The sequence below is a fragment of the Ferdinandcohnia sp. GQ5 genome (assembly GCF_059759275.1).
The window spans coordinates 325,968-337,962 of the sequence record NZ_JCAXEW010000004.1; the positions used below are offsets into that span (position 1 = coordinate 325,968).

The 11,995-nt window shown below is 38.2% G+C and carries 12 protein-coding genes; 1 reads left to right on the plus strand and 11 read right to left on the minus strand.

Going from position 1 to position 11,995, the window contains the following annotated elements; all coding sequences use genetic code 11:
- Positions 1 to 333: 333 nt before the first annotated feature.
- The 11 genes from AC6CHV_RS07430 to AC6CHV_RS07480 all read right to left on the minus strand — a co-directional run bounded on the left by AC6CHV_RS07430 (position 334) and on the right by AC6CHV_RS07480 (position 10,125).
- Positions 334 to 768 carry a DMT family transporter gene (locus AC6CHV_RS07430; protein ID WP_498078508.1) on the minus strand — a complete coding sequence of 145 codons (435 nt, stop codon included), beginning with the start codon at positions 766 to 768 and terminating at the stop codon, positions 334 to 336.
- Positions 769 to 837: 69 nt separating this feature from the next.
- Positions 838 to 1,737 (minus strand): AEC family transporter, encoded by a 900-nt coding sequence (locus tag AC6CHV_RS07435; RefSeq protein WP_498078509.1) that lies wholly within the window; start codon positions 1,735 to 1,737, stop codon positions 838 to 840.
- Positions 1,738 to 2,097: 360 nt separating this feature from the next.
- The gene (locus tag AC6CHV_RS07440) at positions 2,098 to 2,412 is read right to left on the minus strand and encodes an OB-fold domain-containing protein (protein WP_498078510.1); all 315 of its coding nucleotides are present in this window, start codon (positions 2,410 to 2,412) and stop codon (positions 2,098 to 2,100) included.
- On the minus strand, positions 2,409 to 3,548 hold the full coding sequence (locus AC6CHV_RS07445) for a thiolase domain-containing protein (protein ID WP_498078511.1): 1,140 nt from the start codon (positions 3,546 to 3,548) through the stop codon (positions 2,409 to 2,411). The genes AC6CHV_RS07440 and AC6CHV_RS07445 overlap by 4 nt, the downstream gene beginning before the upstream one ends.
- Complete coding sequence (locus AC6CHV_RS07450; protein WP_498078512.1) at positions 3,545 to 5,026, minus strand: AMP-binding protein; 1,482 nt, start codon at positions 5,024 to 5,026, stop codon at positions 3,545 to 3,547. The genes AC6CHV_RS07445 and AC6CHV_RS07450 overlap by 4 nt, the downstream gene beginning before the upstream one ends.
- Complete coding sequence (locus AC6CHV_RS07455; protein ID WP_498078513.1) at positions 5,026 to 5,535, minus strand: PCC domain-containing protein; 510 nt, start codon at positions 5,533 to 5,535, stop codon at positions 5,026 to 5,028. Before AC6CHV_RS07455 ends, AC6CHV_RS07450 begins: the two co-directional genes overlap by 1 nt.
- Positions 5,528 to 6,295 carry an SDR family oxidoreductase gene (locus tag AC6CHV_RS07460; RefSeq protein WP_498078514.1) on the minus strand — a complete coding sequence of 256 codons (768 nt, stop codon included), beginning with the start codon at positions 6,293 to 6,295 and terminating at the stop codon, positions 5,528 to 5,530. The genes AC6CHV_RS07455 and AC6CHV_RS07460 overlap by 8 nt, the downstream gene beginning before the upstream one ends.
- Before the next feature lie 14 nt (positions 6,296 to 6,309).
- Entirely contained in the window at positions 6,310 to 7,656 is a 1,347-nt protein-coding gene (locus AC6CHV_RS07465) for a TRAP transporter large permease subunit (RefSeq protein WP_498078515.1), read from the minus strand.
- A gap of 5 nt (positions 7,657 to 7,661) precedes the next feature.
- Positions 7,662 to 8,138, minus strand: a complete 477-nt coding sequence (locus tag AC6CHV_RS07470) for a TRAP transporter small permease subunit (RefSeq protein WP_498078516.1) — start codon at positions 8,136 to 8,138, stop codon at positions 7,662 to 7,664.
- Between the two features lie 188 nt (positions 8,139 to 8,326).
- The gene (locus tag AC6CHV_RS07475) at positions 8,327 to 9,355 is read right to left on the minus strand and encodes a DctP family TRAP transporter solute-binding subunit (RefSeq protein ID WP_498078517.1); all 1,029 of its coding nucleotides are present in this window, start codon (positions 9,353 to 9,355) and stop codon (positions 8,327 to 8,329) included.
- Positions 9,356 to 9,357: 2 nt separating this feature from the next.
- Positions 9,358 to 10,125 (minus strand): IclR family transcriptional regulator domain-containing protein, encoded by a 768-nt coding sequence (locus AC6CHV_RS07480; RefSeq protein WP_498078526.1) that lies wholly within the window; start codon positions 10,123 to 10,125, stop codon positions 9,358 to 9,360.
- Positions 10,126 to 10,314: 189 nt separating this feature from the next.
- Between AC6CHV_RS07480 and AC6CHV_RS07485 the strand changes: the two genes are divergently transcribed.
- On the plus strand, positions 10,315 to 11,283 hold the full coding sequence (locus AC6CHV_RS07485) for a bile acid:sodium symporter (RefSeq protein WP_498078518.1): 969 nt from the start codon (positions 10,315 to 10,317) through the stop codon (positions 11,281 to 11,283).
- Positions 11,284 to 11,995 lie beyond the last annotated feature (712 nt).

Sequence of the window (11,995 nt, forward strand, 5' to 3'; positions counted from 1 at the left end):
TTCCCTTTTGGGACAGGGACCTGTCCCTCTTACCCCAAAAAAGAAGCAGAAGAATTTTCCTCTTCTGCTTCTTTTATCTTTATTTACATCTTTCAAATAATGCAGAGATACGTTGACCGTGACGATTCACATGGTGACGATGCCAAAGTATCTAAATCAGAGCGCATCATTCAAGTCAAACCAAAAAGGAAAAAACGAAAATTGGTATGGCTTACACTGTAACCTACTTTCGTTTTTTCCAATCACTCTTTTTCCCTATAGTTTTATCTAACCCGGATTATGACTAAAGCAAGCAATCCTTATAAAACCTTGCCCGTCACCGAATTCCATAATTTACTTATGGTTAAATAAATAAAGTGAAATAAACAATAACGTAATGGCTACAATCTTTTTTACATCAATTGGAATGCGTGTTCCACCAAATAACCCAAAATGATCAATAATTGCTCCCATAATAATTTGCCCCGCAACGACAGCAACTAAAGTAGACGCAACACCGATTTTAGGCACGGCAAATATCGCAATGATTACATATATAGCTCCTAAAAGCCCCCCGAACAGTTGCCATTTCGGTACCTCCAACATGGCTAATAGATTACCTTTTCCAAAAAAGAGAACGGAAAAAAACAATGCAAGGGTTCCTATAAAAAAGGAAATAAAAGAAGCTTCAAGGACACCTGCTTTTTTCCCTAATCCACCATTAATTTGACCTTGAATGGCGATCGCTATTCCCCCAATAATCGCAAGTATCGGAAATAGTATTTTCATAAACTTTAATCCCCTTATCATATGTAATTCTAATGGATTTAGGGGACAGAAACCGTCCCTTTTCCCTACCTAAAGCAAAAAGATCACTAATGGTATTGAAATCAAGCTAAGTAGGGTTGTGACTAGGGTTGTAAATGAGGTTAAGTCTGGTTTGCAGTCAAACTGTACAGCCAGCAAAGTTGTGTTTGCTGCAACTGGCATTGCGGCCAGGAGAATAAAAACCTGTTTAATGAGCTCGCTAACGGGCATGATTTGAACTAATACCACAGCAAGAAGCGGTGAAACGACCATACGTAATAATGTAGCACTGCTCACAAATTTCACATTAAATTTTTGCGGCTTAATTTCAGCCAACTGCATTCCCAGCATTAACATTACGACTGGAATGGATGCACTCCCTACCATACTTATTCCATCAATGATGGTAGAAGGTAATGGTATATTCAAAATCTGAAAGATTATCCCTAATAAAGCTCCATACAAGACCGGCATACGGCTCAACCGAAATAATGCACTTTTTATGCCATTTGAACCCGCACCACCAAGGGATGCAAGAAAGATTCCTAATGAATTGATTAAAAAACCATGAATCACCATAATAATGATGGCATAGTTAAAGGCCGTCGGACCGAATGCAAATAGTACCACTGGTGCTCCGTAATTCCCGCTATTTGGAAAAATACTACCTAGCTGCAAGGCAGACATATGTGGTCGATCAACCTTTAAAAGCTTTCCAGTCAAGAAGGTAAAACCGACTAACACAACAGTAATCAATACTGTAAAAATAAACATATAGAAATAATCTGAATTTAATTGATTCGTATAAAACGTATTAAAAGTTAAAAAAGGTAATAACAAATATAAAGATAACTTTGAAATCGATTTAATATCAAATTTGAGGAACCTTTGTCCAATGAATCCGGTAGTGAAAATTAAGAATGCGGGTAAGACTATTAATAATAACTCCATCGGAAATTCCCTTCCATATTTATACTAATATCTTATTCTAGCACAATGGTCAAGAATGGGTTGTATAAATTCAGGGGACATGGGGATAGGTATGTTGTCCACCATACCGCCTTGGGACAAGGAACCTGTCCCTCCGGCCCATTCGACAAACTTCGGGCCGTAAACTTCAGGACCTCGCTGTGACCTTAACAATTGAGCTATATCGTTCAGCAATCGTTTTTGACCTCCAAATACAAAAATCGCCCCGCTGTCCTTTTCTAGCGGTGGCGATTGTTTTTTTAGATAAGAAGAGGAATTCCAATACCTACCATCGTTTTCCTGGGACAAGGGACCTGTCCCTCTGACCCAGCACTTCAGTTCCTATCTTTTTGCAAATATATACGTATTTTCTTCATTGGAGATACATGTGACGTTATCGTTAATTTCTATGGACTCTGATAATCTGCCGGTAACTCGTAAGCCATTTTCTAATTCGATTAATGCAACGGTATATGGAGTTAAGTGTGCGAATTCCTGGGAGGTGACATGAATTTTTGTAAATGAAAATACTTTTCCTTCTCCTGTTACTTCCTTTGATTGAAATTCGGTATGTTTACAATTAGGACACACCCATTTCTTCTGTACGTACTGTTTTTCGCAGTGACTGCATTCATAGACGTGTACATTGGCCATCATAGATTCACCCCTTCAAAGATATGAACCGTCGAGTATGCACCTGTTCCACCAAGGTTTTGGGCCAAACCAATTCGCGCTCCATCCACTTGGTTACAGCTCGTTCCACGAAGCTGGGAGACAATTTGATAAATTTGTGCAAGTCCAGTAGCGCCGATCGGATGTCCCTTGGATAGGAGACCACCACTTGTATTGACTGGAACTTTTCCACCATGCTTGGTAAGACCTTGTTGGAGTGCTTCCCAGCCCTTTCCTTTCTCAAAAAATCCAAGCTCTTCAATCGCTAATATTTCGGTCATTGAAAAACAATCATGGAGCTCTACTACATCAATATCATCAGGACCTATACCTGCTATTTCATAGGCCTTTCTTGCAGACTCTCTAATTGCCGGCAAGCTTAACAGGTCAACAGCTTCCTGCATTTGTGTTGTTCCAGAAGCTTGTGCAGATGACCTTACAACCACACCATCTTCACCTTTTGACAGGACAATCGCTGCAGCGCCATCAGTAGTTGGTGAGCAATCAAAAAGCCCTAATGGTTCAGTAATCATCCTAGCAGACATGATTTCTTCTATGGTAGCCGGTTTCTTAAATTGGGAAATCGGGTTGTTTAAGGCATACTCTCTGTTTTTTAATGCAACCATCGCTAAGTGTTCTTTCGAAGCACCTGTTTCGTATATATAACGATTTGCTACTGTCCCGAAAAATCCTGGGAAAGTTAAGCCAGCGTTCTTTTCATTTGACTCATTATCCATTGCGGCATTAATCGCTCTTGTCGTAATTTCTGTTGAAGAATCTTTCATTTTTTCTACGCCAGCAACTAACACATGGTCATACTCTCCGCTCTTAACCATCAAATACGCTTGGCGAAAAGCAATCCCTCCTGAAGCGCATGCCCCTTCAACTTTGGCGGTTGGAATCGGTCCTAAACCAAGATCATTTGCGACGATTGCTCCCAAAATCTCTTGATTTCCCAATTGTCCTGACATGAAGTTTCCGACATATACCGCATCAATTTTAGGGAAATTTGCTTCTTTTAAGGCTTGCAGACATGCATCCATTAATAAAGATTTTAACGAGACATTCTCGAGTTTACCAAATGGTGTAATCCCTATCCCCGCTACCTTTACCTTATTCATTTCGCTACACTCCCATCTAACTGCTTCATTTCGCGTTTTAAAATTTTTCCGTAACTACTTTTCGGAAGCGCTTCCACGATATGAATCTCTTTTGGCTTTTTATAGCTTGCTAGATGATTTTTACAAAGCTCTAAAAGCTCCTCCGGGTCTACAGTTGCTCCTTCATTTAAGACACAGTAAGCAACAACTGCTTCACCCCATTTTTCACTTGGTTTACCGATAACACAAGTTTCCTTTATGCCATCATGCTTATTTAATACTTCTTCGATTTCGCGTGGATAGATGTTTAGTCCTCCACTTATAATGACGTCTTTCTTTCGATCTACAATATGTAAATAGCCATTTTCATCAACCCAGCCTAAATCACCTGTATGAAGCCAGCCATCTACAAGTGTTTCATTCGTTGCTTTCTCATTTCTCCAGTAGCCCTTCATGACAAGTGGTCCCTTACAAATAATTTCCCCGATTTCCCCTTGTGAGACTTCAGTTCCGTTGTCATCTACAATTTTCATTTCAACGAACGGGCCTACAGCACCACAGGATTCTAATCGATTAGCCAACTCATGACGAGGCATCGTCGTGATGGTCATTGGAGCTTCCACTTGTCCATATGTTTCAATAAAGATTGGTCCAGCTTTTTCAATGGCTTGTTTTAATTTACTCGCAGCTATCGCAGATCCTGCCATATTGATTGATTTAATGTTCTTCAGCTTATTGGCATCAAATTCTGGATTCTGGATCATTAAGTTAACCATTGTCGGAACCATGAAAATGATTGAAACCTTTTCTTTTTCAATATCATTTAAGAATTCTTGTGGATCGAACTTGTCAAATACGATTTGTGTTAACCCAAACAACCATGATACATGAGATAAAAAATTGCTCCCATGTGTTAATGGTGCAACATGACCGACTACATCATCAGAGGTAATTTCGCACACAAGTGAAAGGGATAAGGCACCCGAAATCATATTTCGATGTGAAAGCATGACTCCTTTGGGTTTGCCCGTTGTACCAGATGTATACATGATTGCAAAAAGATCTTCTTCTCCTGTATGTATTTCTGGTTCAATTCCTTCTTGAGATGTGACCCATTCTTCATATTCACTACCAATGAGAATTTTTTCACTAGTCGTATGAACAGGCTTCAAATATTCTTCTTCACCAATCAGTACGTTCACTTCAGCATTTTCTAAAATATACTCGACTTCTTTCGGGTGAAGACGATAGTTGATAGGAACCTTAATGAAACCGCCAATCGCTGTGGCTAAATCTAGTTCAATATGTTCTGCTCGGTTTGACATAAGGATGCCGATACGGTCCCCTTTTTTTAACCCCGCCTCTTTTAAGGCTGCATATAATTGGTAAGTCCGTTTTTGTAGTTCTTTATAAGTAAAACTCCGTGTTTTATCCTTGACGGCTAATTTATTGGGGTATCTTTTAAACATTTTATTAGCTAAATGTGCAATGGTCTGCATTATTCTGCCTCCTTTTGATCATAAAAATTGAACAAGCGGAAACCGAGGGGCTTGTAAGGTTCCCGAACAGGCTGTATCGCCTCTGACACGAGAATCGTAAATTCTATAGTAATAGCTACAGGATTGCCTCCTTCCAAGAAGTGCCCGCCTGAGATCGTCTTTCTGTGATCGACAAAGACACCGTGGAAGTGAATATCAAGCTGTTCATTATCATCCAGCCCAATGAGGCCATTCCCAGATAACAGTTCGACAGGGGTATCCCAAATGATTGGCTTTGAATATAACATTTTACTATCTTCATAGTTTAATTGAACAATCGTTACCTTAGATAATGAACCTATGCATGAGATACTGCCAGAAGTAATATTATGACGTTGACAAACGTTCTTAAAGCCTTGTATGAGATCCTCACCAGGGGCAAGGTATCCCATAATCATGCCTCTTTTTTTATCATAGACAGATTGTGTAATGCGGCTCATAGGCATCTCCTTTTCTAATACTTTAGCCAATAGCAGCTCCTCCACATACTTTTAATACCTGACCTGTCGTATAGCCTGCTTCCTTTGAAGCGAAGTAAAGGACTGCTTCAGCAATATCTTCTGGGGTTCCCATTCTTTTTATCGCCTGATTATCAAGATTGTAATTTGATCCCTTCGTCAGCTCTGTTTCGACTGCTCCCGGAGCAACACTATTACAAACAATGCCTAGTGTTCCTACTTCTTTTGCCACCCACTTTGTAAAAGCAATAACGCCACCTTTTGAAGCTGCATATGCTGGACCTGAACGTCCTTTCGTACTTCCCGGTTCATTACCGGATGAAAGACCCCCAATAATGCCTGAGATCGAACTAATATTGACAATTCTCCCATACTGTTGTTCTTTCATATATGGATAGATAACCGCTTGAGTTAGATTAAAAGTTCCCTTTAGGTTTGTATCAAGGTCACGATCCCACAATTCCTCCGTCATTTCTTCTAAATCATGCCTACTGGCCGTTCCAGCATTATTTACAAGAATGTCAATTCTACCTAACTCTTGGTGTATTTCTTTTACTACCTTCTGAACTTCTTCCTTATTTCTTATATCAACTTCAAACGAAAGTGTTTTCGAATTTAGGTTAAGTTTTGCAATTTCATTTTTCGTATTTTCACTTGGTAATAGGTCGACCAACACAACATGTGCACCTTCTCTTGCAAGTGTTTTTGCACATGCAGCACCTATTCCTCTTGAGGCTCCGGTAACAATGGCTACGTGATTTTCAATTCTCATCATTATACCCCCTTCTATTTAACTCCCAGTAAGTCTGGTAAGAACGTTGTAATTATTGGAACATACGTAATTAGGAGCAATACGATAATAGATGCAACGACAAAAGGGAAAATGGCCCTTGAAATTTGAGCTAAAGATACTCCCGCTTGACCAGTTGCAACATATAGGTTTACACCAACAGGAGGTGTAAATAAACCAATTGCAAGGTTAACAGTCATGAATAATCCGAATACAGTTGGGTCAACTTCAAGGAATAACATAATTGGAAGAATAATAGGAACAAAAATGTAGTAGGCCGAAATCGCATCCATAAAGGCCCCTGCAATTAATAGAATAATGTTGATTAAGATGAGAATAATAATTTTATTTTCTGTCATTCCTAACAAACCATCAGAGATCTGTGTGGCAATTTGTTCTGTTGTGATTATGTAAGCGAAAATGGAAGCAGCACTTACAATGAACATAACAACAGCGGTTTGCACAGAAGAATCAATCAATATCTTTTTAATTTGTGGTAATTTTAATTCTTTATAAATGAAGACCCCGACAAACAACCCGTAAAACACAGCAACGACTGCAGACTCTGTAGGGGTAAAAATACCGCCATAGATTCCGCCTAAAATAATAACCGGGATGAGCAGCCCCCAAAAGGCATCATAAAAAGCTTTAAGTCGTTCTTTACTTGAGGCTTTTTCTCTTGTAGCAGAGATTTCAATGGTTGCATCATTATTCTTTGCTTTAAGCAGATACTCTTTGACATCTTTTCGTTTGACATACAAGGCTGCCAAAATAAAAGCAAGGCCTAAAAGTAGTCCGGGAACGATACCTGCAATAAATAGACGCCCGATTGATACAGGAATTTGATCACCAGCAACTACTGCAAAGACGATTAGCGCGATACTTGGAGGGATTATAATCCCAATGGATCCCGAACTTGCAAGCAGAGCAGCTGCCGATTCTTTTTTCATCCCACTTTTTACTAGCGCGGGAATTAAGATCCCACCTATTGCAGCAACTGTAGCCGGACCCGAACCAGAAATTGCCGCGAAAAAAATCGCTGTAATGACAGTAACAAGAATAATACCGCTCTTTTTGTGTCCTACCATAACATCAGCAAAGTGAATCAAACGCTTCGATATGCCTGCATAATCCATGATAACGCCGGCAATGATAAAAAACGGAATGGCAAGCATTGTAAACTTTGCCACACTCGTATACATAATATCTGAAACTACTTCTAAAGATGACATTCCCATCGTAGAAAACAACGTCACAATAGACGCAGATGCCAGCGCAATGGCGATGGGTACTCTTATCAGTAAGAGAAGTGCAAAAACACCAAAAAGGAGAATAGTAGCCATCGACATCACTCGCTTTCTTTTAATAAATTTTTGTATTCTATAACCGTAGATTCAATCGCTCGAATCACACACAACGCACAACCAACAGGGAAACTTAGAGTAAATATCCATTGTTGCCAACCTAAAGCTGGAGTCGTCTGATGAATCATCGACTGGAATTGCACCATCTTAAATCCATAGTAGGCAAATAGAATAAAACATGTTACAACAATGGCACCTATCAAAATGGACAATAGTTTCTTTACCGGCAGGTTGACCCTATCAAAAATAAGAGTAAAGCCGAGGTGAGCATTAGCCCTCACCCCGACTGAAGTTCCAACAAAAGTCATTAAAACAAATAGATTAATCGTAACTTCCTCTGTAAACGCTAAGGAATTACCGAGAAAATATCTTGAAACAACATTCGAAAATGCAATTATACACATAATAGAAACACTAACTATTAAGAGGCTATTTTCGATTTTTGATAGCAAATTAGACATGATTTTCACACTTCCTTCGTAAACGAAATTATTAGAGGATGTTCAAAAAGTCCGGTGAAAATGACACATCGAATTTCTTCGTTGGCTTGCTTTTCCGCTCCTCACGTATTAATTATATACGTTCTGGTGCTCAAAGCTTCGCCGCCTCGAACTTCTTGGTCCTTTTCATCCTCCTTTTTGAACACGCACTATTGTTGGAAGGCGTTCAGTAAATCTTCTCCCCAAATTTCCTTATACTTATCATAGATTGGCTGAGCTGCTTCTTTAAATGCTTCCATTTCTTCATCTGTTGGATAATAGATTTTCATTCCAGCTTCTTCTAATGCTTTGATTTGCTCTGCTTCTAGCTTTCTAGCTTCTTCGATTTGGAACTTGTTTGCGTTGTCTGCAGCGGTTTGAATAATCTCTTTATCGCCATCACTTAAAGAATCAAATAACTTCTTATTCATACCTAGAACAAGCGGATCATACGAGTAATTCCACATCGTCATGTAATCTTGAACTTCGTTTAATTTAGAAGAATGAATAACGTCGATTGGGTTTTCCTGTCCATCAATCGTTCCTTGCTGAAGGGAAGTAAACACTTCTGAAAAGCTCATAGTTGCTGGGTTCGCACCAAGTGTTGTCCAAAGGTCTGTATACATAGTGATTCCAGGAATACGCATTTTCAACCCTTTAATATCCTCAGGAGTTTTAATCTCCTTAACACTGTTTGTTACTTGTCGGAAACCATTTTGAGCAAATCCTAAAGGCTCTACTCCAAAATCGCGAAGGATGTCCTTAATCATATCTCCGCCTTCACCTGCAAGCTTTTCATCCGTTTCTTCTAAACTTTTAAATAAAAATGGAGCACTTAAAACACCAAGCTTTTCGTTAAGAATTGAATAAATAATGGTAGAATTATACGTTAAATCGATGGTACCTTTTGCAAGTGATTCTACTGCTTTCCCAGAATCACCGTTTGATAATTGTTCATTTGGGAAAATATCAATTGTGATTCTGCCGTCTGTATTTTCACTTACTTCGTTTGCAAATTTTTCAGCTGCTTTATACCAAGTGGAAGAATCACCGACTGTTACTGACATTTTAAGTTTCATTTCTTTTTCTTCTGAACCCTTGCCAGCACTAGAGCTAGACCCTCCGCCGCCACAAGCTGCTAATAGCATCGTTAAGATAACGCTTACAATTAATAAAGACCAGACTTTTCCTCTTCTCATTACTAGACCCCTTTCTTTATTCCATGTTCTAATTGATACGATATTTCGCTCGCAATCTTCGTAGCTTTTTCAACAATCATAGATATTTTTTCATCGGTTAATCGATGAGAAAAACCCGCTACACCTAAAGCAGCTACCAAATTCCTCGAGTAATCATAAATTGGAAATGCCATCCCTTGTAAATATTTCTCCCATTCTTCACGGTCAAGCGCATACCCATTTTCCTTTATTTTCGCGATTTCTTTCCGAAGCTCTTTCCTGCTTGTAATCGTATTTTCCGTTAAAGCCTTCAGTTGCTGTCTCTCAAAATAAGAATCTAGCTCCTTTTCGCTTAAATGAGCTAAGTACAACTTGCCACTTGCAACACAATATAATGGCGCTGTTTTTCCCGGCTCAACCACAATTCGTAGAGCTGCCGCTGAACTCTCAACTTTATCCAAATAATATACTTCGTCCCCTGTATATGTAGCAATGGCAGTGCTTTCCTCTATTTCATTAGCAAGCATCTGTAAATATGGGAGCGCCACTTCACGCAGCTTATATTGAAAAACATTCCGTGTAACCATCGAATATACCTTAGATGTTAATTGATAGCGCAGCTGTGCATCCTTTCTGATATAGCCAAGATTCTCAAATGTAGAAACAAAACGATGAATTGTAGCTTTATTACTTTTCATCAACACAACCAATTCTGAAAAAGTTTTCGGTCTTTCGGCAATTTCCTCAAGTATCATCATTGCTTTTTCAACAGTCTTAATATTTTTTTCGATTTGACCTCCCCCCCTTTTGGTTTCATTTTTTGAAACTAGGTTTCATTACAAGTATTATAAATTTTAAAATTATTAATAGTCAATATTTTTTGAATATAATATGTTTTTATAATTGCAAAAAAATGCTAGAATAAGAGGGTCCAAGCTATTTATAATTATTTATATTTTTTTAAACGAAAGGAAATAGAGATGCAGATTGTAATCAACTTTATATCTAGCAGACTGCCCTTATTTATTTTGTTGGTCGGGGTTGGTACATACCTATCCCCTGTGTACATAAAAACAGATTCTTGGGTTCCGAGTCTCCTATTAGGCATTGTCATTTTTTTCACTGGCATTTCGATGAATATCTCAGCAATTAAGGATATTCGCACAAAAAAAAGAGAATTATTTTTAACTACTTTTTTAAAATGGACAATAACGGTACTCATATCAATCGGAGTATCTTATCTATTTTTTTCTTCTCACCCTGAAATTATGGCAGGGATGATCTTAGCAGGTACCGTTCCAAGTGCCACCGCTGCAACACTATACACATTTTTGGCCGGAGGGAATACATCACTTGTTATTGCATCATCATTAGTTGATATTGCTTTTAGTCCCATCATCACCCCACTTGCCATGCTAGGACTATCCGGAAATGTTGTTTCTATTTCGTTTCTAAACCTGCTTCAATCTTTTATGATTGTGGTCGTCATACCACTCGGAGCAGGTATTTTGATTCAACGCGTATATCCTAAATCGATGACCTATTCAAAAAGTGTGACAAAGCTCGGTTCATCATTGACACTTTTACTAATCATCCATACTCTTGTAGGGAGTGGGAAACATGCAATCTCTCTAGAAATTAATCTCATTCCCCTCATGGTATTTGCGACTTTTATACAGGTTGTACTGCCGATGATTGCTGCCTATTTTATCGCAAAAAGGTTAAGGGTTCGTGAGGCTGACGCCAGAGCAGTATTATTTCAGGTTGGACTTTGCAATACAGCACTTGCCGCTATCCTTGCCTTCGAATTTATTGGTGAATTAGCAGCAATTGCGCCTATCATAAATATGATTATTAATCTTTCAGTCGGAGCATGGATATCAAACTATTTTGCTAAAAGACCGATTTTAGAGGATGTTGTAGATTCTAAAATGATTGTAAACAGCTGATCTAGGAAACTTGTCTTAAAATAGAAAAAGAGAGACCGGCTTTGGGGGAGTATAGTTTAATTAACGTGAGGAAATACGAAATCACAGATTAGATAATGTAAATAAATCACAAAAAGCTTGAGGAATTTTCTAAACCTCAAGCTTTTTTTTTATGGTTTATTGTTTCTTATCCCATTATATATTCAGCACGTAAAAAGGAATGTGTATACATTTTATAGATTGGTAGGATAAAATCATTCGTAAAAACCAATAAATGGTAGAAGTTTCCACTTTCGTATCGTTTTTTAGCAAACTAACGAGAAAAGCATTCGTAAAATAGAATTGCGTATGCTTTTATATAAATTAGCAGGATAAAACCATTCGCAAAATCCAATAAATGGTAGAAACAACATCAAATAAGACACTAAATGGTATTATTATCCACTTTCGTATCGTTTTTTAGCAAACTAACGAGAAAAGCATTCGGAAAATAGAATTGCGTATGCTTTTATATAGATTAGTAGGATAAAACCATTCGCAAAATCCAATAAATGGTAGAAACAACATCAGATAAGACACTAAATGGTATTATTATCCACTTTCGTATCGTTTTTCAGCAAACTAACGACAAAAGCATTCGGAAAATAGAATTGCGTATGCTTTTATATAGATTAGTAGGATAAAACCATTCGCAAAATCCAATAAGTGGTAGAAACAACCTCAGATAAGACAT